The 25,054-nt window shown below is 54.9% G+C and carries 26 protein-coding genes; 19 read left to right on the plus strand and 7 right to left on the minus strand.

Annotated features, from left to right (window positions below; genetic code table 11):
• Positions 1-43: 43 nt before the first annotated feature.
• Positions 44-859 carry a MetQ/NlpA family lipoprotein gene (locus JEM67_RS11415; RefSeq protein ID WP_199638838.1) on the minus strand — a complete coding sequence of 272 codons (816 nt, stop codon included), beginning with the start codon at positions 857-859 and terminating at the stop codon, positions 44-46.
• A 274-nt stretch (positions 860-1,133) separates the two neighbouring features.
• Here JEM67_RS11415 and JEM67_RS11420 point away from each other — a divergent pair, with 274 nt between their 5' ends.
• The 10 genes from JEM67_RS11420 (at position 1,134) to JEM67_RS11465 (ending at position 9,034) form a co-directional block, all read left to right on the plus strand.
• Positions 1,134-1,664 carry a hypothetical protein gene (locus tag JEM67_RS11420; protein ID WP_199638840.1) on the plus strand — a complete coding sequence of 177 codons (531 nt, stop codon included), beginning with the start codon at positions 1,134-1,136 and terminating at the stop codon, positions 1,662-1,664.
• 145 nt (positions 1,665-1,809) lie between these two features.
• Positions 1,810-2,235 (plus strand): universal stress protein, encoded by a 426-nt coding sequence (locus tag JEM67_RS11425; protein ID WP_013812494.1) that lies wholly within the window; start codon positions 1,810-1,812, stop codon positions 2,233-2,235.
• Positions 2,236-2,630: 395 nt separating this feature from the next.
• On the plus strand, positions 2,631-3,749 hold the full coding sequence (locus tag JEM67_RS11430; protein ID WP_199638842.1) for a PfkB family carbohydrate kinase: 1,119 nt from the start codon (positions 2,631-2,633) through the stop codon (positions 3,747-3,749).
• Positions 3,746-4,684: a pseudouridine-5'-phosphate glycosidase gene (locus JEM67_RS11435; protein WP_004943178.1), complete on the plus strand. Its 939-nt coding sequence runs from the start codon at positions 3,746-3,748 to the stop codon at positions 4,682-4,684. The genes JEM67_RS11430 and JEM67_RS11435 overlap by 4 nt, the downstream gene beginning before the upstream one ends.
• 184 nt (positions 4,685-4,868) lie before the next feature.
• A complete protein-coding gene (locus tag JEM67_RS11440) occupies positions 4,869-6,140 on the plus strand; it encodes a NupC/NupG family nucleoside CNT transporter (RefSeq protein ID WP_199638844.1) in 1,272 nt (423 codons plus the stop codon).
• A complete protein-coding gene (locus JEM67_RS11445) occupies positions 6,137-6,589 on the plus strand; it encodes a DUF1097 domain-containing protein (RefSeq protein ID WP_199638846.1) in 453 nt (150 codons plus the stop codon). Before JEM67_RS11440 ends, JEM67_RS11445 begins: the two co-directional genes overlap by 4 nt.
• 74 nt (positions 6,590-6,663) lie before the next feature.
• Positions 6,664-6,978 (plus strand): ArsR/SmtB family transcription factor, encoded by a 315-nt coding sequence (locus JEM67_RS11450; RefSeq protein WP_199638848.1) that lies wholly within the window; start codon positions 6,664-6,666, stop codon positions 6,976-6,978.
• Positions 6,975-7,319, plus strand: coding sequence for an SRPBCC family protein (locus JEM67_RS11455; RefSeq protein ID WP_199638850.1), 345 nt, complete (start codon positions 6,975-6,977; stop codon positions 7,317-7,319). The genes JEM67_RS11450 and JEM67_RS11455 overlap by 4 nt, the downstream gene beginning before the upstream one ends.
• 42 nt (positions 7,320-7,361) lie before the next feature.
• Positions 7,362-7,955: an ATP-dependent Clp protease proteolytic subunit gene (locus JEM67_RS11460; RefSeq protein ID WP_199638852.1), complete on the plus strand. Its 594-nt coding sequence runs from the start codon at positions 7,362-7,364 to the stop codon at positions 7,953-7,955.
• Between the two features lie 146 nt (positions 7,956-8,101).
• Positions 8,102-9,034 (plus strand): GGDEF domain-containing protein, encoded by a 933-nt coding sequence (locus tag JEM67_RS11465; protein ID WP_013812501.1) that lies wholly within the window; start codon positions 8,102-8,104, stop codon positions 9,032-9,034.
• Between the two features lie 309 nt (positions 9,035-9,343).
• On the opposite strand, the gene ychF is transcribed toward JEM67_RS11465, so the two are convergent.
• A complete protein-coding gene (gene ychF, locus JEM67_RS11470) occupies positions 9,344-10,435 on the minus strand; it encodes a redox-regulated ATPase YchF (protein WP_006324802.1) in 1,092 nt (363 codons plus the stop codon).
• Positions 10,436-10,766: 331 nt separating this feature from the next.
• Here ychF and JEM67_RS11475 point away from each other — a divergent pair, with 331 nt between their 5' ends.
• Complete coding sequence (locus tag JEM67_RS11475) at positions 10,767-12,296, plus strand: SulP family inorganic anion transporter (RefSeq protein WP_199638854.1); 1,530 nt, start codon at positions 10,767-10,769, stop codon at positions 12,294-12,296.
• 39 nt (positions 12,297-12,335) lie between these two features.
• Here JEM67_RS11475 and pth read toward each other — a convergent pair whose 3' ends face one another.
• Complete coding sequence (gene pth, locus JEM67_RS11480) at positions 12,336-12,926, minus strand: aminoacyl-tRNA hydrolase (protein WP_041416052.1); 591 nt, start codon at positions 12,924-12,926, stop codon at positions 12,336-12,338.
• A 313-nt stretch (positions 12,927-13,239) separates the two neighbouring features.
• On the opposite strand from pth, the gene ychH reads away from it, so the two are divergent.
• Positions 13,240-13,518 carry a stress-induced protein YchH gene (gene ychH, locus JEM67_RS11485; protein WP_199638856.1) on the plus strand — a complete coding sequence of 93 codons (279 nt, stop codon included), beginning with the start codon at positions 13,240-13,242 and terminating at the stop codon, positions 13,516-13,518.
• Between the two features lie 185 nt (positions 13,519-13,703).
• On the opposite strand, the gene prs is transcribed toward ychH, so the two are convergent.
• The 3 genes from prs to lolB form a co-directional block, all read right to left on the minus strand.
• Positions 13,704-14,651 (minus strand): ribose-phosphate diphosphokinase, encoded by a 948-nt coding sequence (prs, locus tag JEM67_RS11490; protein WP_004943207.1) that lies wholly within the window; start codon positions 14,649-14,651, stop codon positions 13,704-13,706.
• Positions 14,652-14,823: 172 nt separating this feature from the next.
• The gene (gene ispE / locus JEM67_RS11495; RefSeq protein ID WP_199638859.1) at positions 14,824-15,690 is read right to left on the minus strand and encodes a 4-(cytidine 5'-diphospho)-2-C-methyl-D-erythritol kinase; all 867 of its coding nucleotides are present in this window, start codon (positions 15,688-15,690) and stop codon (positions 14,824-14,826) included.
• On the minus strand, positions 15,687-16,310 hold the full coding sequence (lolB, locus tag JEM67_RS11500; RefSeq protein WP_013812506.1) for a lipoprotein insertase outer membrane protein LolB: 624 nt from the start codon (positions 16,308-16,310) through the stop codon (positions 15,687-15,689). Before lolB ends, ispE begins: the two co-directional genes overlap by 4 nt.
• A 486-nt stretch (positions 16,311-16,796) precedes the next feature.
• On the opposite strand from lolB, the gene JEM67_RS11505 reads away from it, so the two are divergent.
• The 7 genes from JEM67_RS11505 (at position 16,797) to kdsA (ending at position 23,274) form a co-directional block, all read left to right on the plus strand.
• Positions 16,797-17,549 (plus strand): lytic polysaccharide monooxygenase, encoded by a 753-nt coding sequence (locus JEM67_RS11505; RefSeq protein WP_199638861.1) that lies wholly within the window; start codon positions 16,797-16,799, stop codon positions 17,547-17,549.
• A gap of 329 nt (positions 17,550-17,878) precedes the next feature.
• Complete coding sequence (gene hemA / locus JEM67_RS11510) at positions 17,879-19,141, plus strand: glutamyl-tRNA reductase (RefSeq protein WP_006324808.1); 1,263 nt, start codon at positions 17,879-17,881, stop codon at positions 19,139-19,141.
• Positions 19,142-19,172: 31 nt separating this feature from the next.
• A complete protein-coding gene (gene prfA, locus JEM67_RS11515; protein WP_199638863.1) occupies positions 19,173-20,258 on the plus strand; it encodes a peptide chain release factor 1 in 1,086 nt (361 codons plus the stop codon).
• Positions 20,258-21,091 (plus strand): peptide chain release factor N(5)-glutamine methyltransferase, encoded by an 834-nt coding sequence (gene prmC / locus JEM67_RS11520; protein WP_199638865.1) that lies wholly within the window; start codon positions 20,258-20,260, stop codon positions 21,089-21,091. The genes prfA and prmC overlap by 1 nt, the downstream gene beginning before the upstream one ends.
• 48 nt (positions 21,092-21,139) lie before the next feature.
• Positions 21,140-21,538, plus strand: a complete 399-nt coding sequence (locus tag JEM67_RS11525) for a SirB2 family protein (RefSeq protein ID WP_013812510.1) — start codon at positions 21,140-21,142, stop codon at positions 21,536-21,538.
• The gene (sirB1, locus tag JEM67_RS11530) at positions 21,535-22,344 is read left to right on the plus strand and encodes an invasion regulator SirB1 (protein WP_004943232.1); all 810 of its coding nucleotides are present in this window, start codon (positions 21,535-21,537) and stop codon (positions 22,342-22,344) included. The genes JEM67_RS11525 and sirB1 overlap by 4 nt, the downstream gene beginning before the upstream one ends.
• A 75-nt stretch (positions 22,345-22,419) precedes the next feature.
• Positions 22,420-23,274, plus strand: a complete 855-nt coding sequence (gene kdsA / locus JEM67_RS11535; protein ID WP_004943235.1) for a 3-deoxy-8-phosphooctulonate synthase — start codon at positions 22,420-22,422, stop codon at positions 23,272-23,274.
• A 49-nt stretch (positions 23,275-23,323) separates the two neighbouring features.
• On the opposite strand, the gene dauA is transcribed toward kdsA, so the two are convergent.
• Entirely contained in the window at positions 23,324-25,012 is a 1,689-nt protein-coding gene (dauA, locus tag JEM67_RS11540) for a C4-dicarboxylic acid transporter DauA (protein WP_199638875.1), read from the minus strand.
• Positions 25,013-25,054 lie beyond the last annotated feature (42 nt).

The following is a 25,054-nucleotide window of genomic DNA, read 5'->3' on the forward strand; positions in this document are numbered from 1 at the left end:
TGCTAATGCAGCGCCCTGGTTGGCTTTGGCGTTATAAAGGGCGTTACCAGCCTTTCACTGCGTCACCCTTGTAGATGTCGGCCGCGCTGGCGGCCACTTCATCGGTCTGGTAGGCCTTGACCAACTCCTTCACGTTTTCGTTGTCTTTGTTATCGATGCGGGTGGCGAAGATATTGACGTAAGGCGAGTTTTTATCTTCGACAAACAGACCGTCCCTGGCCGGTGACAGGCCGATCTGGCTGGCGTAGTTGGTATTGATAATCGCCAGCGCTACCTGTTTATCGTCCAGCGCGCGCGGCAACTGTGGCGCTTCGATTTCGACGATTTTCAATTTCTTCGGGTTACCGACGATATCCAACGCGGTAGGCAGCAAGCCGACGCCGTCCTTCAGAACGATCAGCCCCTGTTTTTGCAACAGCAGCAGCGAGCGGCCGAGATTGGTGGGATCGTTCGGCACGGCGATCTGCGCGCCGTCCGGCAGTTGGCTGAGCGAGGTGATTTTTTTCGAGTAACCGGCAATCGGGTAAACGAAGGTGTTGCCCACCGCGACCAGTTTGTAGCCGCGCTCCTGAATTTGTTTGTCCAGGTAAGGCCGGTGCTGGAAGGCATTAATATCCAGGTCGCCGTTGTTCAATGCCTCATTGGGCAGTACGTAATCATTGAACGTCACCACTTCCACATCCAGGTTGTACTTCTGTTTGGCGACCTTCTGTACCACTGCCCACATCGATTGATCGATACCGGAACTGATGCCGACCTTAATATGGTGGCTGTCTTGAGCCGCGGGTCCGCAGGCGGTGAGCAGCAGGGTGCCGGCTACCGCCAACGTTGCGGCGAGCTTTTTTAGCGTAAATGTCATTTTCCCAGAGTCCTTTTAAAATAGCCTGCTGGTTATTGCAGGATAAGCAGTGATGATGACTCTAAGTAAACGTCAGGATAAAACAAAAGACGGATTCACTATGATTAATAGCGTTTTGCTATGAGCAAGCTCAGATGTCGCCGGTCGTGAAATAACGGTTATAGGATTGCTCTGTTTGTGCCCCTGTTCTTCGGTTTGTTTTGACTGCGGATCCACCGGGTTATTATGATGTTCGCAGGCCCGGCAGGGGCAGAATTCACGAAAGGAAAATACAATGCGATTTAACATCTGGAGCAAGGCGCTGCTGCCGCTGGTGGTGTTGGCCTGCATATCGACGGTGCAGGTACAAGCGGCGGATCAGAGCCAGCAGGCGACAGTCGAACCCATCCCCAAAACGTTGTTGGGCAACTGGCATGTCAGCAAGATTTTGCCGACGCAAACCGTGGGCTGCTGGGATGAAAAGCAGGCAAACAGCCTGGTCGGCGGCAAAATCAGTTATAAGGCCGACGGCTTCAACTGGAACGGTACCATGCTGAAAAATCAGGGCGCTACCCTCAGCACGGTCGAAGCGCAGGAATTTGTCGAGGACAATTCCGGCAGCAGTTCCTACATTGATTTCCCGATGCTGGGCATCAGCACGCCTTCGGTTGAGCGGGTGACAATCCAGCACGCCGACACCGAGATTAAAGGCATCACCGATCAAGGCACCGAAGGCGTACCCGGCGACAACGTGCTGGTGAAAGACGCCAACACGCTGATTCTGTCGGTTTGCAATGTGTGGTTTGAAGTGCAGCGCGTGCGCTGATCCCCTCAGGCCCCGGCAGTGGGGCCATTCCCGCCAATATCCCCGTCCGATCGCTGTGTTTCTGAACTAAAATTAACCATAACGATATAGCCCTGATGGGATATCGGAGCCTCGGCTCTCTACCGAGTCCATGACAGGAGGCGCTATGTGTTATCAACATATTTTAATTACCACCGATCTGAGCGATGACGGTAAACGGCTGGTTGAAAAAGGCGCGTTGCTGGCCGCTGCGCTGAAGGCCAAACTCTCCCTGATCTACGTGGACGTTCATTACGATACCTATCACGCAGCGATTGGTTTCTCGGAGAGAAGCTACGACGGCGTGTCTTTCGCCGACAAGATCAAGAAAGAGATGGAACCGATGACCCAAAATGTGAATTACCCGATCCACGAGGTGATTATCGGGCGCGGGGATTTTATTGAACAATTGCAGAACGCGGTAGTGGATAAAGGGATAGATCTGGCGATCTTCGGCCATCATCACGACCTGTGGAACAATCTGTTTTCATCGACCCGCCATGCCATCAATCAGCTGAACGTCGACGTGCTGGTGATCCCGATTAAACAGTAATGCATAAACAAACCGCGCGGCTGCGCGGTTTGTCGCCTTCAGACGACCAAACCTCTCAGGATAAATGCGTGAAAGGTCTCTTTCTGCCGTCAAGCGGAACAAAGGGCGTTCGTCTCAAAACGATAAAAATTAGGTAACCCAACACAAGTTAGCTTTTGAGAGGAATGCGGTTACCCGTTTGTTTTTACGAGATTATTGTAAGAATAAAATGCTTCATCATACCTAATGGTTATTTTTGACTGAGTTAAACGCCAATAGCAGATTTTATGATGTGACGTAAATCGCAAAAATCACGCTGAAACCTTATTCATCGGTATTACGATCGTCTTCCCAAATTCGATGGGAATATATAAAAGCCGCTTTACTGAATGCTAAGGCCGTTATAAAACAAACGCATGTTTAAAAACAAACAAGTGTCCAATATGACCAGCAGAGAAAAACAGATATTGCAGCTTCTGAGACGCGATCCTTTGATCCCACAGCAGGAAATTGCCGATGTTTTAGGTATTAGCCGCTCTGGTGTTGCAGGACATATTATGAATTTAATGAATAAAGGATATATAAAAGGAAAGGGCTACATATTATCGGAGCACAGCTACGTGGTTACCGTAGGTTCAACCAATATGGATGTCTGCGGTTATTCCTCGTCAAAATTAGTGTATGAAGACTCTAACCCCGGAAAAATAAAATGTACCCCCGGCGGTGTCGGCAGAAATATTGCGCAGAATGTCGCCTTGCTAGGCCGTGAATGTCACCTTATTTCCGTCGTCGGCGACGATTTTTATGGTGAAACGCTCTTGGAGCAGGCAAAGCTGGCGGGGGTGCATATCGACAGTTTCCACAAGCTGCATGGTGAAAATACGTCGACCTATATCTCGTTGCTCGATGCCGGCGGTGAAATGCTGGTGGCCATTAATGATATGCGGATCCTTGAGAAGCTGACGCCGGCATTATTAGCGACGTCCAAAGACCTTATTCAGCATGCGGGCGTGTTGGTGGTTGACTGCAACCTCACCGAGGAGGCGCTGGCCTGGTTATTCGGCCATTGCGGCAGCGTACCGATCTTTGTCGATACCGTCTCGGCGTTTAAAGCGCCAAAAATCCGCAGTTGGCTCTCGCATATTCATACCTTAAAACCCAATCGACTCGAGGCCGAAATCCTCAGCGGCATGACGATTGGCGGGCCGCAGGATGCGCAACCGGTCGCCCAATGGTTCCATCAGCAGGGCGTACAGCGGCTGGCGCTCAGTATGGGGGCTGAAGGCGTTTATTACAGCGAGATCGACGGGCAAAACGGCTGGTCACGGCCGCTGATGGTCGACGTGGTTAATGTGACCGGTGCCGGCGATGCCATGATGGCGGGGCTGGCCCACTGTTGGCTGGAAGACATGACGCTGGCGGACAGCGTCCGCTTCGCTCAGGGCTGCTCTGCGTTAACGCTTTTATCTGAATTTACCAATAACCCTAATCTGTCGAATGGCAGTGTCCAAAAACTGTTGGAGCTTCAATCATGAAAACGACCCTTATCACCCATGACTACCTGGATATTTCAGCGGAAGTGGCCGAAGCCCTGGCCAATAAGCGCCCGGTTGTCGCTCTGGAATCCACCATTATCTCCCACGGCATGCCGTATCCGCAGAACGCGCAAACTGCGTTGGAGGTTGAGCAAAAAATCCGCGATAACGGCGCCGTGCCCGCCACGATCGCCATTATAAATGGCCGCATGAAAGCGGGATTAACGCGTGCTGAAATTGAGCTGCTGGGCAAAGAAGGCCATAACGTGGCGAAGGTGAGCCGCCGCGATCTGCCGTTTATCGTCGCCGCCGGCAAGCACGGCGCCACGACCGTGGCCTCCACCATGATTATCGCCGAGATGGCGGGGATCCACGTATTTGCCACCGGCGGTATCGGCGGGGTTCACCGCGGCGCCGAACAGACTTTTGATATCTCAGCGGATCTGCAGGAACTGGCGCGAACCAATGTCGCGGTGATCTGCGCCGGCGCCAAGTCTATTTTGGATTTAGGGCTGACTACCGAATATCTCGAGACGCACGGCGTGCCGCTGATTGGCTACCGGACGCAAACGCTGCCGGCATTCTTTTGCCGCACCAGCCCTTTCTCGGTGAGCATCCGGTTGGATGAACCTGCGGAAATCGCGCGAGCAATGGCGACCAAATGGCAGACTGGCCTGGGCGGCGGCATGGTTATCGCCAACCCTATTCCGGCGCAGTATGCGGTGCCGGAAGACAAAATTAATGCCGCCATTGAGCAGGCGGTGCAAGAATCCGTTGAGCAGGGCGTACATGGCAAAGACAGCACGCCATTTTTACTGGCGCGTGTAGCCGAGTTGACCGGCGGCGATAGCCTGAACGCCAATATTCAATTGGTGTTCAATAACGCCAAACTGGCGGCGCAGATCGCCTGCTGCTACCAGCAGGCTGCGGCATAATAGCTCGCCGTTTCTTAAGTTTTATCCGGTAAATAAATCAATAAAAAAGCCAGCCTGAAAGGTGGCGGGGCAAGCTTTGTCTCGCACTCCTTTCAGGTATCGACCTGTTTATACCCTTTGACCTTCAAGTTGTCGCCAATAACGCTGCAGTTTGAATGACGAGGGGTAAATTAAGGATGGATTTATGGACTTATTACGCAGCTTGTTGGGTATCTGTATTCTTCTCCTTATCGCTTTTATTTTTTCCAATAACCGAAAGAAAATAAGTTTAAGAACGGTGGGCGCGGCGTTACTTCTGCAGATAGTGCTTGGTGCCATTATGCTTTATATCCCGGCGGGGAAATGGCTGGTTAATACGATAGCCAGCGGCGTTAATAAAGTGATTTCTTACAGTGATGCAGGCAGTACCTTTATTTTTGGCGGATTAGTGGGGCCAAAAATGAACGTTTTATTCGATGGCGCCGGGTTTGTTTTCGCCTTCCATGTGCTTCCTGCCATCATATTTATTACCTCACTGATCTCGATTCTTTATTACCTCGGCGTGATGGGGTGGGTGATCAACCTATTGGGCTATGTTTTTCAGAAAATGCTGCGGGTCAGCAAGGTGGAGGCTTTTGCCGCCGTAACCACCATCTTTCTGGGGCAAAACGAACTGCCGGCGGTGTTAAAGCCTTTCATCAACAAGATGAACCGCAACGAGCTATTCACGGTGATTTGCAGCGGAATGGCATCGATAGCCGGCTCGATGTTGGTCGGCTATGCCGGGCTGGGCGTGCCCATCGAATATTTGCTGGCGGCTTCGTTGATGGCGATCCCCGGCGGGATATTGTTTGCGCGCATGCTGAGCCCGGCCACCGAAGCTTCGCAGGTGGCGTTTAGCCAGATGTCGTTCAGTGACAAACGCCCGGCGAGCATTATTGAGGCGGCGGCGAGCGGTGCCATGCTGGGGCTGAAAATTGCGGTTGGCGTTGCCACCGTGGTGATGGCGTTTGTGGCGTTGATTGCCCTGATCAATGGCCTTATCGGTGGCGTGGGCGGTTTGTTGGGCTGGCAGAGCCTGAGCCTGGAAAGCCTGTTCGGCTATTTGTTCTCGCCGCTGGCTTACATTATGGGCGTGAACTGGGATAACTCGGGATTGGTCGGCGGGTTGATTGGCCAAAAATTGGCGATCAACGAGTTCGTCGCGTACCTGAACTTCTCGGCGCATCTCAAGGATACGGCGGCAGCGCTGGATCCCAAAACCATCGCCGTGATTTCCTTTGCCCTGTGCGGGTTCGCCAACTTTGGTTCGATCGCCGTAGTGGTGGGAGCATTCAGCGCGGTTGCGCCGGAGCGCGCTTCGGATATCGCCCGTTTAGGGATGCGCGCCTTGCTGGCGGCGACGTTGTCCAACCTGATGAGCGCCACCATCGCCGGGCTGTTTATCGGCCTGGGCGCGTTGACGATAGCGTCATGAGCAATACCAGACGCTTGCTCAGCCTGGCGCTAAGCACCGGGGTTTTATCAGGTTGCTGGGCCTGGATGGCCGGGCAACTTCAGCTTGCGGGCTGGATAGGGTTTTTAGGCAGCACGACCTATTTCGCCATCCCGCATAAAGGCCCGGCCGGTTTGCTGCGTGGCATGGTGGCCAACATCAGCGGCGTGCTGTGGGCAGCCGGCGCCATCCTGTTAACGGCCTCGGCGGGCGCAGTGTACGGCGGTATTCTGACCGGTCTGATTTCGTTTGCCCTGTGCGCGCAGTCCCGCTTACCGCTGCTGGGTTTTGTGCCTGGCAGTTTTATTGGCGCTTGTGCCATGTTTGGGGCATCGGCCGACGGGCTTGCGGTAATTGAAGCGTTATGCCTGGGCGGCGTGATGGGGTATTTGATGCAAGCCGGCGGCCTGTGGCTGGCAAACTTTCGGTAGCCTGCGAAGACGCGTTGATAAGAATTTTGTGCTGTAAACTTGCGCATTAGATAAGTGAATACTAATGTGTAGTCATGAATGAAAATGAGATCTTCAAAGCGCTGGCGGATCCCACCCGTCGCGCCATCTTCGAAAAGCTGGCGATTGGCAGCATGAATGCCAGTGCGCTGCGTGAAGGCATGCAAATCAGCCAATCGGCCATGTCCCAACACCTGGCGGTGCTGCGCCAGGCCGGGCTGGTGTGCGAGGAGCGGCAGGGGCGTTTCGTCTATTACGAAGTCGATCCCCAGGGCCTGGCGCTGATCGCCCGTTGGCTGGATAAGTATCGCGCCTTCTGGCCGGCGCAGATAGACAAGCTGAACATTTTGCTCAAGGACATGGACCAATGAACGACATCGGCAGCGAAACACGGGGCGAGCCTTTGGTTCTCGAATATCGGCTCGATGCACCGCCGGAGAAAGTCTGGCGGGCGATCGGCATCCCTGAGTTGCGTGAACAATGGTTGCCACAACAGGTTTTGGTCGATGCCGAGCCTGTAGTTTCGATACCGGGTGAGGAAATCCGCTATCGGATGCGCGATGACGAACCGCCATTCCTCGAAAGCACGGTAACGTTGCAAATCCGGCCCGGCGCCGATGGCGGCTGCCTGTTGCGCATTATCCATCGATTGGACGACGCACGCCTGACGGCAGCCAACGACAGCGGCCAACCCCTTATGCGCGCCGCCTGACCCCTTCATTCATCAACTGTATCTGCAAAACGGAGTTCACCTATGCGTGAAGCGATGCTGCTCGTCCCGACGGTGGTAGAACAATCCAGCCAGGGGGAAAGGTCCTTTGATATTTACTCGCGGTTGTTGCGCGATCGCATCATCTTTCTGAATGGCGAAGTCAACGACGCCATCGCTGAATTGGTCTGTGCGCAGTTGCTGTTCCTCGAGGCGGAGAACCCGGAAAAACCCATTCATCTCTACATCAATTCACCCGGCGGTGTCATTACCAGCGGCTTCGCCATTTATGACACCATGCGATTCATCAATGCGCAGGTGCATACGCTGTGCATGGGAACCGCCCGCTCTATGGGGTCGTTTCTGCTGATGGCGGGGGCGCCGGGCCACCGCGCGGCATTACCCAATGCCAGCCTGCATGTTCATCAGCCGTTGGGCGGCTTTCAGGGCCAGGCATCGGATATTTTTATTCATGCCGAAGAGATGCGACGCACCAAGGAGCGGGTGGTCCGGCTGTATGCCGAACATTGCGGCCACAGCGCTGAAGAGGTTGAACACGTGCTGGATCGCGACCGTTTTATGACGGCCGACGAGGCGGTTGAGTGGGGGCTGGTGGATCGGGTGCTGGTGCGGCGATAGCCGGGGCGAGGGAAAACATAAAAAAACCATTGTCTTTTTCCAACGGCTAAACTTATAGATGAAGCAATGTTAATTAACTGTACTATCTAGATGTTATACCCTTTAAAAACAGCGATTCTCTATTCAATCCTACTGACGGAATTTGCATGAAGATTGAAATTCTTAAACAGGCAGTTATGGATTCGCGAGATGGCATCACCATCTCCGATAATTGCGTTGACGATAATCCGCTGATTTTTGTAAATCCTGCTTTTGAGCGCATGACCGGTTACTCGTTTGAAGAAATCACCAACATTAACTGCCGATACCTGCAAAAAAACGATCGAGAACAGCCTGAACTTGAAATTGTTCACAACGCCATTAAAACAGGGGAGTACTGCCTGGTAACCTTGCGAAACTACCGTAAGGATGGAACGATGTTTTGGAATGAGTTAAGCATATCTCCAATTCATGATGAAAATGGCGTTGTAACCAATTTTTTAGGTATACAAAAAGATGTAACACCTCGGATGATAATACAGCAGCAACTTCGTGAGGAGCATCAGTCCCTCGAGGAAATGAAGGCACACTTCGAACAACTATCCATAAAAGATGGACTGACAGGTATTTATAATCGTCGTTTTTTTGATACGCAGTTCGAGATTCAATGCAAAATTGCCTGCCGCAACAGCGAATCATTAACTCTTGCCATGATTGATGTTGATAACTTCAAGTCATTCAATGATATTTATGGACATCCAGCTGGCGACGAAGCATTAATACGTGTCGCTGATAGTTTGAATAAGTTTTTCCAGCGAGGCTCTGATTTTGCAGCCAGGTATGGCGGCGAAGAATTTGTAATTATTTCCAACGGCATGACAAAAGGCCAATCAGCTCGACACGCCGAAATTCTATGTCAATTAGTGCGAGATTTGAGAATACCGCACTCCGCTTCCAGCACAGGATATTTAACGATAAGCGTTGGTTTTTCAGTACATAAATTTAGTCCACTGCAGCCGCATAACGTACTACTGGCCCGAGCCGATAAAGCCCTCTACATAGCTAAAAAACGGGGTAAAAACCAATTTTGTACTCTTTAGATTCTGTACGAAGTTCTGGAGAAAATGGTTTTTCAACATTATGTCGCGCCCTAAATGCCTGTTCTAATCGTCAGCATAATTCATTACTGATCTTAATTTAGCAACCGTAGTAGTACGCCATCTTCGCTTTGAGCCGAATCTTCCGCTCTAAAACCCCAGTAAACTCATCGGTGTACTCAATTTTAGCTGCGCTCCTACGACATCACCTGAGACACTATGAAATGAAAAATCCACGCAATTGCGTGGATTTTATAGGTTTTTGTGATTTTCATGAGATTCAATGAAACCTCATGAGGCAACAAAATTTATTTAAACGTTGAACAAGAAGTTCATCACGTCGCCATCTTTGACGATGTAGTCTTTGCCTTCCGAACGCATCTTGCCGGCTTCTTTGGCGCCTTGCTCACCCTTGTAGGTGATGAAGTCCTCAAACGCGATGGTTTGCGCGCGGATAAAGCCTTTCTCGAAGTCGGTGTGGATCTTGCCGGCCGCTTGCGGGGCGGTAGCGCCTACCGGGATGGTCCAGGCACGCACTTCTTTTACGCCGGCGGTGAAGTAGGTTTGCAGGTTCAGCAACTCGTAACCGGCGCGGATCACGCGGTTCAGACCCGGCTCTTCCAGGCCCAGTTCGGCCATGAACTCGGCGCGGTCTTCGTCTTCCAGCTCGGCGATGTCGGATTCCACGGCGGCGCACACGGCAACCACTACGGAGCCTTCGGCGGCGGCGATTTCACGCACTTTGTCCAGGTATGGGTTGTTCTCGTAACCGTCTTCGTTGACGTTGGCGATGTACATGGTCGGTTTCAGCGTCAGGAAGCTCAGGTAGCGGATAGCCGCTTTATCTTCTTCGGTCAGGTCCAACGCGCGCAACATACCGGCGTTTTCCAGCTGCGGCAGGCATTTTTCCAGCGCGGCCAGTTCGGCTTTCGCGTCTTTATCGCCGCCTTTGGCTTTCTTCTGCACGCGGTGAATGGCGCGTTCGCAGGTGTCGAGATCCGACAGCGCCAGTTCGGTGTTGATGACTTCGATATCGTCAGCCGGATCAACCTTGTTGTTCACGTGGATGATGTTGTCGTTTTCGAAGCAGCGTACCACGTGGCCGATAGCTTCGGTTTCACGGATGTTGGTCAGGAACTGGTTGCCCAGGCCTTCGCCTTTGGATGCGCCCTTCACCAGGCCGGCGATGTCGACGAATTCCATGGTGGTTGGCAGGATGCGCTGAGGCTTGACGATCTCGGCCAGCTTGTCCAGACGCGGATCGGGCATCGGCACCACACCGGTATTAGGTTCAATGGTACAGAACGGGAAGTTGGCTGCTTCGATACCCGCTTTGGTCAACGCGTTGAACAGGGTGGATTTACCTACGTTAGGCAGGCCGACGATACCGCATTTGAATCCCATGTTGTTATCACCTTAAATATCTTGACTATCAGCTAGTTAGAGTTAACTCGCTGCATAAATGGCAGAATAATGCGGCCATTATACACGTAATGGGCGTTTTTCTCGATCTGGCTGTGTACGGCGGGAAAATGCGGCGGCGGGGCCGCTTTGCATTGAGATTTGGATCACATTTACACATACTGCGCTTCTGATTAACCTACAGGAAACGTGCCGGATGTCCTTCTTGCCCAGTCCACCCTGAGTTGCCTCTCTGCCGTGGTTTGCCGCGCCATGCGGCCCTGGTTCCCGTTCAGCGGGGATGTATTTCTTATCTGTCGGAAGTGAATAACTCATGTTTAACCTGAGCAATATCAGGCTGTCGGACGTCAAAAACGAAGTCCTGGCGGGCTTTGTAGTGGCGGTATCGATGATCCCGGAGGCGGTCGGCTTCTCGTTGGTCGCCGGGCTTTCTCCGATCGTCGGGCTGCACACCGCTTTTATTATCGGCCTGGTGACGGCGCTGTTCGGCGGCAAACCGGGCATGGTGTCGGGGGCTGCCGGTTCGATCGTGGTGGTGTTGATGAGCCTCGCGGCGCAGCACGGCATGGGCTACGTGCTGTGGACGACGATTTTCGCCGGCGCTATCCAAATCCTGATCGGTGTGTTCCGGTTGGGCAAATTTATTCGGCTGGTACCGCTGCCCGCCATACATGGTTTTGTTAACGGCCTGGCGATTGTCATCATGCTGGCGCAACTGCATATGATTGCCGGGCAGGGGCCGTTGATGTACGGGCTGGTGGCGCTGGCGATCCTGGTGGTGGTGTTCTTCCCCCGGCTGACGCGTGTGATCCCGGCTTCGCTGGCGGCGCTGATCGTGGTTTCCGCATTGGCTGTCGGGCTCAATCTGCCTACGCTGCGGGTTGGCGATCTGGCGGATATTTCCGGTGCCTTGCCGCATTTCAGCTTGCCGATGGCGCCGTTCAGCCTGGAAATGTTGAAAGTGGTACTGCCGTACGCGTTGGTGATCGCCCTGGTCGGCCTGATTGAATCGCTATTGACCATGACGGTGCTCGACGAAATGGGCGGCAAGAAGGGCAACGGCAACCGCGAGAGCATCGCTCAGGGCGCAGGCAACACGATTTGCGGCCTATTTGGCTGTTTTGCCGGCTGCGCGATGATTGGGCAATCGATCATCAACTTCACCTCCGGCGGCCGCGGGCGTATTTCCGGCATAGTGGGGGCGTTGCTATTGATCTTGTTTGTGGTCAGCCTGTCGGGTTATATCGGCCTGCTGCCGGTGGCGGCATTGGCCGGGGTCATGCTGGTGGTCTGTTACAACACCTTTGAATGGAGTTCGCTGCGCCGTCTGCGCCGCATGCCGAAGATGGATGCGCTGGTGATGTTGCTGGTTACCCTGATCACCATCTTTACCGATCTGGCGGTGGCGGTAATCAGCGGGGTGATTATCTCGGCGCTGGTATTTGCCTGGCAGCAGGCACGCATCCGTGTTCGTCAGCGCCAGGTGGCGGGCGATGTGGCGGTGTATCAACTCGACGGTCCGCTATTCTTTGGCTCCACGGCGGCGTTTGCCGACCTGTTTGAACCGAAAAACGATCCGGAAAACGTGGTGCTGGATTTTGCCGGCACCCGGGTGATGGATTCCAGCGGGGTAGAGGCGATCGACAAGCTGACGGCGCGTTATCTGGCGGCGGGGAAATCCATCCGCCTGCGTCACCTGAGCGGCGATTGCGTGCGCTTGTTGAAACAGGCCGGTCCGTTTTGCAGTCATGAGCTGGATGACCCGCAATATTATGTGGCCGAAGAAGGGTATCAGACCGATGACAGTAACGTCGGCGAAGAAACCTTCAAGGTGCGGACGTAACGCCGCTAGCAGCGGGCTCGATGCCCGCTGCGGCAACCCTCAGGCCTGCGCCTTGAAGCTGTGCAGGCGGCGAACGGTTTTCTCCAGCCCGTCAGTCATCAGAACTTCAGTGCAGCGAGCTGCTTCATCTATCGCTTCATCAATCATTTTTTGCTCGCTGGCCGGTGGCTTGCCGAGCACAAATCCTACGACCTTGTTTTTATCGCCCGGATGGCCAATGCCAATGCGTAAACGGTAAAAGTTCGGGTTATTGCCGAACTTGTTCTGGATATCCTTCAGCCCGTTGTGGCCGCCGTTACCGCCGCCGAGTTTGATTTTGGCGACGCCCGGCGGGATATCCAGCTCGTCATGCGCCACCAGGATTTCGTCCGGCTCGATGCGGTAGAAATTGGCCATCGCCAGCACCGCTTTGCCGCTCAGATTCATAAAGGTGGTCGGTACCAGCAGACGCACATCGTTGCCTGCCAGGTTCAGCCGCGCGGTGTAGCCGAAAAACTTGCTCTCTTCCTTCAACTGCTGGTTATGGCGCTGGGCCAGCAAATCTACGTACCAGGCGCCGGCGTTGTGCCGCGTCTGGGCATATTCAGCGCCCGGATTCGCCAGGCCGACTATCAATTTAATACTGCTCACTGGGAAATTCGCTATGATCGAGATAATGGAAAAGGTATTAGTCTACCTGCCGCCGCCGCGAATGACAAAATCCTGATGCCCAACCCTGAGTATTGATTCAGAGATAGGCTGAAAATTGAATAATTCATTAGAAAAACCATTCAATTTCTCGGCTAATAAGCAGGATAAGGTAAAGATTTGTCACGTTTTCTTTACCATTTGTGATCGTCTCCGCAAACCCCTTGTCGGACCAGGGGCTATACTTAATTTATCAAAGTGGGTTAACCCTTTGCTGAGTTATCCCGGTTGGCATAGAGTGCAATGGAGGTGACAAATGAAACGTAGAAACGCGTGCAGAATGGGCAACTTTTTTATGGGGCTGGGGTTGGTCGTGATGATCGGCGGCGTCGGATACAACATTCTTGCTGAAGTATCGCAGCTCGATTTACCGCAACTTTTCGCCCATGGCGCCATCATGAGTATTTTCGTGGGTGCGTTGTTGTGGCTGGTCGGTGCCCGTATCAGCGGCCGCGAGCAGATTGCCGATCGTTATTGGTGGGTAAAACACTTCGATAAACGCTGCCGAGACAGTCAGCATCGTTCGTCGCATTGAGTAAAAAAACAGAAAGGAAACGGCATTACGGCAAAGGAGATCTGCCGCGCACTCAGGTCTAAGGTCATGTTTGACTACGAGTAGAAAACCCGTTGCTGCTTGCGCACCAACGGGTTTTTCTTTATCTGCTGCCGGGCAATAGGTTCTTCCGGTACGGCAGGGCGCCGCACCGAAAAGAAAATGAATTAATGCTCGAACATCGCAGAGATTGACTCTTCATTGCTGATACGGCGGATGGCTTCAGCCAGCATGCCGGACAGCGTCAGAGTACGTACGTTTTTCAGTGCCTTGATTTCTGCAGACAACGGAATGGTGTCGCAGACGATCACTTCATCAATCACCGAGTTCCTGATGTTTTCAACGGCGTTGCCGGAGAAGATCGGGTGCGTCGCGTAGGCAAATACGCGCTTGGCACCGCGTTCTTTCAACGCTTCAGCCGCTTTACATAAGGTACCGCCGGTGTCGATCATGTCGTCAACCAGCACGCAGTCACGGCCTGCCACGTCACCAATGATGTGCATCACCTGAGAAACGTTCGCACGCGGGCGGCGTTTATCGATGATAGCCATATCGGTATCGTTCAGCAGTTTGGCGATAGCGCGGGCGCGCACTACGCCGCCGATGTCCGGGGAAACCACGATTGGGTTCACCAGATTCTGTTGCAGCATGTCTTCCAGCAGGATCGGGCTACCGAACACGTTATCTACCGGAACATCGAAGAAGCCTTGAATCTGTTCAGCATGCAGATCCACCGTCAATACGCGGTCAACCCCTACGCTGGAGAGGAAATCGGCGACAACCTTGGCCGTGATTGGCACACGTGCAGAACGCACGCGGCGATCCTGGCGGGCATAACCGAAGTAAGGGATAACAGCAGTAATACGACCTGCGGAGGCGCGACGCAGGGCATCTACCATAACAACCAGTTCCATCAGGTTGTCGTTGGTAGGGGCACAGGTGGACTGGATGATGAAAATATCACCGCCGCGTACATTTTCGTTGATTTGCACGCTCACTTCGCCGTCGCTAAAACGACCTACAGCGGCGTCACCAAGGCTGGTGTACAAACGGTTGGCAATACGTTGTGCTAGTTCCGGGGTGGCGTTACCAGCAAAAAGCTTCATATCAGGCACGAGAAGAACCTCAGGCATGCGTCCAGAGAAGATATTGTCGTACGGCCTTCGCTAAGGGGCAGTTAACGATGCCGGCGCAATATCATACGGGTGTGTAAAAACTAACTTGAAACCGTAGCGGCGCAGGGATTACAGGGCCAGGTGTGCATGACCCTGCGCAGCGAAACGAGAACTACGGTTCAATCTGCCCGGAACGGATGCGATGTAGTGGAGAGACGTTAACGCCACGCGCTACAAAACCACACAACCACTCCGGAGCTTGATTTAACACCTGACGGGCGGCGATTTCTGTGTCGAATTCAGCAAACACACATGCACCTGTGCCAGTCAGGCGTGACGGCGCGTATTCTAACAGCCAAGAAAGAAGCTGTTCAACCTCGCGAAAACGTTTTCTTGCTATTGGTTCGCAATCATTTGCGTAAGTTGCCTGCAACAGCACATTTAACGGGCGAACTGGGGTGTTTCTTTTTAATTCCGCGTCGCCAAAAATAACCGGGGTAGGGATGCTGACGCCCGGATGCGCCACCAGATACCACTTTTCCTCCGGGTTTGCCGGCTGCAACCGTTCGCCGATGCCTTCGGCAAACGCCGCATGACCGCGCACAAAGACCGGGACGTCGGCGCCCAGAGTCAACCCCAGTTCCGCCAACTGATCGTCGCTCAGCCCGCAATGCCACAGCTCATTCAGCGCCACCAGCACTGTGGCGGCGTTGGACGAGCCACCGCCCAGCCCTCCGCCCATCGGCAGGCGCTTATCGATACTGATATCGGCGCCGCGCGGGAGCGTTTTCAGTCCGTGACTATCGCAATGCTGTTGCAGCAAGCGTGCGGCACGGACGATCAGGTTTTGCTCGTCCGGCACGCCATCCACCGGCGTCAGCAGGCGGATGCGGTCATCGGGCCGCACGTCAAGGGTCAGCGTATCGCCGTAATCCAGAAACTGGAACAGCGTCTGCAGCAGGTGGTAGCCGTCTTCGCGACGGCCGGTAATGTACAAAAACAAATTAAGTTTAGCGGGAGATGGCCACTGGCGGATCATTTGAGGGTCCAGTTATCCATTTTCAGTTTGATGCGTTGATCGCCCTGTTTCAGTTCCAGGCGGCTTGGCAGCTGCGGCTTGAGATCGCTGTTGTAATCTTGGTAATCCACGGTCCAGGTCTGGCCGCCTTGCTGATAAGTCAGTTTGCTCAGACGGTACTGGTCATCCAGCGTGAAATCATTGGCCTCGCCCGGCAGGCCGAGCATCCACTGACGCAGGTTATCCAGCGGGATTGCCATGCCGGTCAGTTTGCGGATCATTTCTTCGGCATTGTCGCTGACATAGCGTTTGCCCTGGTTATCCGTCAACTGCACCACGTTTTGTTGTACGTTCAGGTCAAGTTCGGTGCTGCCAAGCGGGTTGGTCAGCAGCAGGCGGTAACGTTCCGGCGAATATTGCTGCCAGAAGAAGCGCGCATAGACTTTTTTCTGGTCCGACAGATAGGCGAAAGAGCCACGGGTCTGATATTGCCCGAGCTGTTGCACCGCTTGCTCGTGAGCGCGCCACTGCGGTGAGGTTGGGCTGGTAGCCGGGCCGCTTGGCTTGGTGGTGGTACAGGCGGCCAGCACCAGGCTGGCCAGCGGGATCAGACGTAGCAAACTAACTTTGCGGATTGGCATAACTTTCTCTTGTCCTTTTGTCCTTGCGGGCATGCGCAGCGAAATCTGTTTTCAGCGTTCACGCTAGCGGGGGAACGCGATAGCGTCAACACGGCCCGTTCTGAATATCACCGTCTTTTTGCGGTGATAACAGGCGCTTTGACGGCTGGGCGGCTGAGCTTTGGGTTGCCATAAGATTAACACAATCGCCCGGTCGTGCTGCGCTGGCCGCGAGAATATCTTCGGTTGTAGCCCACGGCGGCGTTGTGCCAAAACAGCATATATTAGCAATTAAATTAACGTTTAATGAATAATAGCTGCGTATATATGCGTATTTCATTCGATAATCAGTGATAATTGATTAATTTTATTTATGCAACTTACTGAGGGGATGTCTATGCTGGTAAAGCCAAATGGATAGCAGGGCTATCCTGCTGCGCATCATCTGCGTCACGCAGGCGATGCGGGCATCTCAACCCCTATACATAATGAAATAAGGTATTTCGTATGAAAAAGCGTTTTTCTCTGTTGGCAGGAATGCTGTTTGCATTAACGATGCCGGCGCATGCCGCCGAGAATACCGAATCGAAAGCGATCGGGCCAAAGCATGGCGCTACCTTGATTCCCAAGGCGCGTCAGGTGATTTGTGAACAGGACGGCGGCTACAACCACCCGGATGATGGCTCGAACATGCCTAATGCGGCCTGCAGAAATGCCTTTTTGTACAAAGCGGAAACCATTCCTATTTGGGAGCGCCGCCAGATGTTTACCGAATGGCCCGCTTACTCGCAAAACCTGGCAGGCACCCAGCATCCGTCAGACAAGGTCCCCGATGGCCAGCTTTGCTCGGCGGGCATCGCCAAGTTTGAAGGCATCGACCAGCCGCATGCCGACTGGCAGGTGAGCAGCGTCTCGGTAAAAGACGGCCAGGCTACGCTGTACTTCGACGCCACCCAGGTGCATGAGCCGAGCAAGTGGACGGTGTCGCTTGCCAAGCCGAGTTTCAATGCCGCCACGGATACGTTGAAATGGAGCGATCTGACACCGCTTGAGGTGACTAAAGTGATAGTTCCGCCGCCGGCCAAAGGCAACCATGTCAAATATGCCGGCGTCTACCAGATTGACGTCAAGATCCCGGCCGATCGTGCCGACGGGAAGCAAGCGCTGTTGTATGTGCAGTGGGAGCGGCAGGACCCAGCAAGAGAAACCTTTTTCAGCTGTAGCGACGTAAGGTTCAACGAGGTCTCCGCAGCTAAATAAGCCGCGGCAGCCTAAAAGTGCCGGCGCAGCATGCCGGCACCGTAACCGGCGATGAAGAGAGCTCTGCTTACTATTTGGGCGACCATAACCGTTCAATCAGGATAACTTATTGATGAATACTGTGCGGATCGTCGCGTTTCAAACTAAAATTTAGTGTGCTTACTGATCTGGATATAATTTAACTTTTTGAATTTATTATTATTCATTGATTGGTTTCGGCTATATCAGTGATTGAACGGAAGATGCGGTTGTTACTTTTATTGATCCCGCGCATCAAGTAGAATGCCGTTCAACGAGAACCCGTACCAACAGAAGTATTACTCGAAGCAATGACCCTGCTGGCGTTAGGTATAAATCACAAAACCGCTCCGGTTTCTCTGCGTGAAAGGGTGACCTTCTCCCCAGAGTCTATCGATCAGGCGCTGACCAGCTTGCTCCAACAACCGTTGGTGCAGGGCGGTGTGGTGTTGTCTACGTGTAACCGCACCGAGCTTTATCTCAGCGTGGAGCAACAGGAACACCTTCACGAACAGCTGGTAGCCTGGCTGTGTGAATACCATCACCTGCGTCCGGAAGAAGTGAGCAAAAGCCTGTACTGGCACCACGGCAACGACGCCGTGAGCCATCTGATGCGCGTGGCCAGCGGGCTGGATTCGTTGGTATTGGGCGAACCGCAAATCCTTGGGCAGGTGAAAAAAGCCTTCGCCGAGTCGCAACGCGGCCAGTCGCTTTCCGGCGAGCTTGAACGCCTGTTCCAAAAATCCTTCTCCGTCGCCAAACGCGTGCGCACCGAAACTGAAATCGGCGCCAGCGCAGTTTCCGTGGCCTTCGCCGCCTGTACGCTGGCGCGCCAAATCTTCGAGTCGCTGGCCGATCTGAACGTGCTGCTGGTCGGCGCCGGTGAAACCATTGAACTGGTGGCGCGTCATCTGCGCGAGCATAAAGTGCGGCATATGATTATCGCCAACCGTACCCGCGAACGCGCCCAGTTGCTGGCAGACGAAGTCGGCGCGGAAGTGATTACGTTGCCGGAAATCGACGAACGTCTGGCGGATGCCGACATCATCATCAGTTCTACCGCCAGCCCGCTGCCGATCATCGGTAAAGGGATGGTGGAGCGTGCCCTGAAAGCGCGTCGCAACCAGCCGATGCTGCTGGTGGATATCGCCGTGCCGCGCGATATCGAGCCGGAAGTGGGTAAGCTGGCGAATGCTTATCTGTATAGCGTGGACGATCTGCACGCGATCATTCAAAGCAACCTGGCGCAGCGCAAAGCCGCGGCGGTGCAGGCAGAAACGATCGTTCAGCAGGAAAGCACCAACTTTATGGCCTGGCTGCGCTCGCAGGGCGCGGTGGAAACCATCCGCGACTATCGCTCGCAGGCCGACCAGATCCGTGCCGAAATGGAAGCCAAAGCGCTGGCCGCCATCGCGCAAGGCGCTGACGTGGAACAGGTTATCCACGAACTGGCCCACCGGCTGACCAACCGCCTTATTCATGCCCCTACCAAATCCCTCCAGCAGGCCGCCGGCGATGGCGACGTGGAGCGGTTGCAATTATTACGCGACAGCCTCGGGCTGGATCAGCATTAGTTTTCTCTTTTAACAGGGTTTAATACCACGCATGAAGCCTTCTATTGTTGCCAAACTGGAAGCGTTACAAGAGCGCCATGAAGAAGTGCAGGCGCTGCTCGGCGATGCCGGCGTTATTGCCGAGCAGGATCGGTTCCGCGCCCTGTCGCGCGAATACTCGCAACTGACCGATGTCAGCCGCTGTTTCCTGGAATGGCGTCAGGTGCAAGAGGATCTGGCTACCGCAGAAATGATGCTGGACGATCCTGAAATGCGCGAGATGGCGCAGGAAGAGATGAAGCAGGCCAAGGCAGCGACGGAAGAACTTGAACAGCAGCTGCAAGTGCTGCTGCTGCCGAAAGATCCGGATGACGAACGCGGTATCTTCCTGGAAGTGCGCGCCGGTACTGGCGGTGACGAAGCGGCGATCTTCGCCGGCGATCTGTTCCGCATGTACAGCCGCTATGCTGAAACGCGCCGCTGGCGCGTCGAGATCATGAGCGCCAACGAAGGCGAACATGGCGGTTATAAAGAAGTGATTGCCAAGGTCTCCGGCGACGGCGTCTACGGTCAACTGAAATTTGAGTCCGGCGGCCACCGCGTGCAGCGCGTACCCGAAACCGAGTCGCAGGGGCGTATTCATACCTCCGCCTGCACCGTGGCGGTGATGCCGGAAGTGCCGGAAGCCGAATTACCGGAGATCAATGCGGGCGATTTAAAAATCGACACTTTCCGCTCCTCCGGTGCCGGCGGCCAGCACGTCAACACCACCGACTCGGCGATCCGTATCACCCACTTGCCGACCGGCATTGTGGTGGAGTGCCAGGATGAGCGTTCACAGCACAAGAACAAAGCCAAGGCGATGTCGGTGCTGGGCGCACGCATCCGTGCTGCCGAAATGGCCAAGCGCCAGCAGGCAGAGGCGTCAACCCGTCGCAATCTGTTGGGCAGCGGCGATCGTTCCGACCGTAACCGCACCTACAACTTCCCGCAGGGAAGGGTGACCGATCACCGCATCAACCTGACGATTTACCGTCTGGACGAGGTGATGGAAGGCAAGCTGGACATGCTGATTCAGCCGATCGTGCAGGAATATCAGGCCGATCAGCTCGCTGCGCTGTCCGCAGAGCTTGAGTAATGGATTATCAATCCTGGCTGAAGGCGGCAAGTGCGCGGCTGACGCAGAGCGAAAGCGCCCGACGTGATGCCGAGATCCTGCTGGGCTTCGTGACCGGCAGGGCCAGGACCTTCCTGATGGCGTTTGGTGAAACCGTTTTGACGTTGCAGGAACAAGAACAGTTGGAAAGGCTGCTGGCGCGCCGCGAACGTGGCGAACCTGTGGCTTATTTGATTGGCGAGCGCGAGTTTTGGTCGCTGCCGCTGTCGGTATCACCCGCAACCCTGATCCCGCGTCCGGACACCGAATGCCTGGTGGAACTGGCGCTGGAGCGCTTGCCGCCTTCTCCTTGCACTATCCTCGATCTGGGCACCGGCACCGGCGCCATTGCATTGGCGCTGGCCAGCGAGCGCCCGGATTGCGCGGTGACCGGCGTTGATTTACAGCCGGAAGCGGTGGCGCTGGCGCAACATAACGCGCAGAAGCTGGCAATCGGTAACGCGCAGTTCTTGCAAGGCAGTTGGTTCGAACCGTTGGCCGGCCAAACTTTCGCCCTGATCGCCAGTAACCCGCCTTATATCGACGCCGCTGACCCGCATCTGGCGCAAGGCGATGTGCGTTTTGAGCCAAGCAGCGCGCTGGTGGCGCAACGGCACGGGCTGGCGGATTTGGCCGCCATTGTGCAGCAGGCACCGCATTATCTGCAGCCACAGGGTTGGCTGTTGCTTGAACATGGCTGGCAGCAGGGGGAAAGCGTACGCGCGTTGCTGCAGGCTGCCGGTTTTATTTCGGTCGTTACCCGCCGTGACTACGGCGATAACGATCGCGTGACGTTTGGCCAATGGCCGCAGTAACTGAAAACCAACAATAACGAAGCACACAGCGAATAAAAAGGAAGCGATATGGCAGTCTACACGGCGTTAAAAAATCTGCATCTGTTGACGGTCGCCCTCAGTATTACCTTGTTTGTTTTGCGTTTCTTCTGGAAGTGGCGCAATTCGGCCATGCTGAACAAGCGCTGGGTGAAGATAACGCCGCACGTTAATGATACGGTGTTGTTCGCCAGCGGTATTGCACTGGTGGTGATGTTCAAGCTGTATCCGCTGCTGGGCATGGACTCATGGCTGACCGAGAAGCTGTTTGGCGTTATTATCTATATCCTGCTTGGCTACGTCGCATTGGGCAAGAAGACCAAAAGCCAGAGCCTGCGCACTTTGGCGTTTGTGCTGGCGTTGGGCTGTCTGTACCTGATAATTAAACTTGCCACGACGAAATTACCCTTTCTGATGGGATACTTATGAGTAGCATTGCTGATTTTGAATTTAACACCTCGCTGCTGAGCGAGGGCGTAATCCTGGTATCGCAGTCGGTGCGGCGTGATTTCCCCGTCGCCGAAGTCGAACGCAAGCTGCAACAGCTGGTCGACGACGCGCGCGCGGCCATGCCGCAGGATCTCAACCAGGAACAGCAACTCGACGCACTCATTGAGCTGTTCTTCAAAACCTGGGGTTTTGGCGGCGCAGGCGGCGTGTATCGCCTGTCCGACGCTATCTGGCTCGACAAGGTGCTGGAGGGGCGTCAGGGCACGCCGGTCTCGCTTGGCACCATTTTCCTGCATATCGCCCATCATCTCGATTTGCCGCTGTTGCCGGTTATTTTCCCCACCCAACTGATCCTGCGTGCAGATTGGCTGGATGAAGAAATGTGGCTGATCAACCCGCTGAACGGCGAAACGCTGAACGAGCATCAGTTGGAAGTGTGGATCAAGGGCAACCTGGGTCTGGGCGCTGAGCTGGAAGACGACGATCTCGATGAATCAGAAAACGTCATGGTGGTGCGTAAAATGCTGGATACGCTGAAAGCCTCCCTGATGGAAGAAAAACAGATGGAGTTGGCCCTGCGCGCCAGCGAAACGGTGCTGTGTTTCGATCCGGACGATCCTTATGAGATCCGCGACCGCGGGCTGATCTACGCCCAGTTGGAATGCAACCATATCGCGATTTCCGATCTCAACTATTTTGTCGAACAGTGTCCTGAAGATCCGGTCAGCGAAGTGATCAAAGTGCAGATCCACTCGATTGAACCTAAACAGGTTACGCTGCATTAATTCATTTAAAATACCCGGTGAATTTCAAGCCGCGGCCTGTAAGGCGACGGGTATAACATCAACAAAGGCGAAAGCATGAAACAGAAAGTAGTTAGCATTGGCGACATCAACGTAGCGAACGATCTGCCGTTTGTGCTGTTTGGCGGGATGAACGTGCTGGAATCGCGCGATTTGGCGATGAGCATCTGCGAGCACTACGTCACCGTGACGCAAAAACTGGGCATTCCTTACGTTTTCAAAGCCTCTTTTGATAAAGCCAACCGTTCTTCCATTCACTCGTACCGTGGTCCGGGCTTGGAAGAGGGGATGAGAATCTTCGAAGAAATCAAAAAAACCTTCGGCGTGAAAATCATCACCGACGTGCACGAAGCGTCACAGGCGCAGCCGGTATCCGAAGTGGTTGATGTTATCCAACTGCCGGCATTCCTGGCGCGCCAGACCGATCTGGTTGAAGCTATGGCGAAAACCGGCGCGGTGATCAACGTCAAGAAGCCACAGTTCGTCAGCCCAGGCCAAATGGGCAACATCGTCGACAAGTTCAAGGAAGGCGGTAACGATCAGGTGATCCTGTGCGATCGCGGCAGCAACTTTGGTTACGATAACCTGGTGGTCGACATGCTCGGCATCAACGTGATGAAGAACGTGACCGGTGGCCACCCGGTGATCTTCGACGTTACCCACGCCCTGCAGACCCGTGACCCGTTTGGCGCCGCTTCCGGCGGTCGTCGTGCGCAGGTTGCCGAACTGGCGCGCGCCGGTATGGCGGTGGGTCTGGCCGGTCTGTTTATCGAAGCGCACCCGGAGCCGAACAGTGCCAAGTGCGACGGTCCATCCGCGTTGCCGCTGGACAAGCTGGAGCCGTTCCTGGTGCAGATGAAAGCCATCGACGATCTGGTGAAGAGCTTCCCAGAGCTGGATACCAGCAACTAAGCCGATTTTCGGCGTATAAAAAAGCCCGACTCGTCGGGCTTTTGCTTTTTTAAGCGTCCAGCGCTGCCAGCGCTTCCGACAGCGTTGAATAGAAATACAATTTTCCCTCGATCGGTTGCACCCGCGCCCGCGCCAGCGTTTTCAACGGCTGGAACGGAATATCGGTGATCGCCAACTGCTTGCCTGCGGGCAAGGCCTCAATAAAACGTTGCAGGGCGGTTAACCCCCCTGCGTCCAGCACCGGCACCGCGTCCCATTGCAGCACAATCACGTCATAGTTTTCACTGCGCACCAGCAATTCATTAAAAATGCGCTCGGCGGCAGCGAAGAACAGCGGGCCGTTCACTCTCAGCACCAGGCGGCCGTTTTCGGCGCTCAGTTCGCTCAGCCGGGTCATGCGCGCAATGCGGCGCATAAACAGCAGCGAGGCCAGCACTATGCCCACGGTAATGGCGATCACCATATCGAACAGCACCGTCAGCGACATGCACAGCAACATCACCAGAATGTCGTCCTTCGGCGCCCGGCGCAGCAGATAAACCACCTTGTGCGCTTCGCTCATGTTCCAGGCCACCATCAGCAACAGCGCCGCCATTGCCGACAACGGCAACCAGGACAGCCACGGCGCCAGCACCAGCAACGCCAGCAGCACCAGCAACGCATGGATAATCGCCGATACCGGCGAGGTAGCGCCGGCGCGCACGTTGGCCGCCGAACGGGCGATGGCGGCGGTGGCGGTAATGCCGCCAAAAAACGGCGCGATGAGATTCCCCGCGCCCTGGCCGATAAGTTCGGTATTGGAATTGTGTTTTTTGCCGGTCATGCCGTCCAGCACCACCGCGCACAGCAGCGATTCAATCGCGCCCAGCATCGCCATGGAAAACGCCGCCGGCAGCAGGGCGGAGAGGGTCTGCCAGCTCAGCGGCATCGGCTTGCCGTCAGCGGCCGGCAGATCCCACGGCAGCCTCAGCTGCGGTAAGATCGGCGGGATGCCGTGCCCGCGGCTGCCATCGGCCAGCAGGTAACTGAAACGGGAACCGATGGTCGCCACCTGATGGTCAAACAGCGCCAGAATGCCCATGACCGCCATCCCCGCCAGCAGCGCGGGCAGATGGCCGGGCACCCGCACGCCGAGCTTCGGCCAGAGCACCAGGATCAGCAGCGTGACTGCGCCGATCAGCGTATCGCCGACATCCAGCGTCGGCAGCGCCTGCAACAGGGCGTAAACCTTGCCGACATAATTTTCCGGCATCGTCGCCAGTTGCAGGCCGAAGAAATCCTTCACTTGCAGGGTGGCGATGGTGATGGCGATCCCGGAGGTAAAGCCCAGCGTGACGGACAGGGGAATATATTCAATCAGACGGCCGAAGCGAGCCAGCCCCATAATCACCAGAAACACGCCGGAAAGCAGGGTTGCTATCAACAGACCGGAAAGGCCGAACTGCTGCGATACCGGGTAGAGGATCACCACAAAGGCGGCGGTGGGGCCGGAGACGCTGTAGCGCGAACCGCCGCTGATGGCGATGACGATGCCGGCGACCGCCGAGGTGTAGAGCCCGTACTGAGGGGGCACGCCGCTGGCGATCGCCAGAGCCATCGCCAGCGGGATGGCGATAATGCCGACGGTGACGCCGGCGATGGCGTCTTTAAGCAGGCGTTGCAGGGAATAGGGGTCTCGCCAGCAGGCGTCAATCAGCGCGCTGAACGGCCGGATGCCGTTAATTTCATGCGTTTTCATCTAAGGTACGGACCAAGTCTATAAAAGAGAACGGAATGGCGG

The sequence above is a fragment of the Serratia sp. PAMC26656 genome (assembly GCF_016469055.2).
In the GTDB taxonomy this organism is placed as follows: domain Bacteria; phylum Pseudomonadota; class Gammaproteobacteria; order Enterobacterales; family Enterobacteriaceae; genus Serratia; species Serratia plymuthica.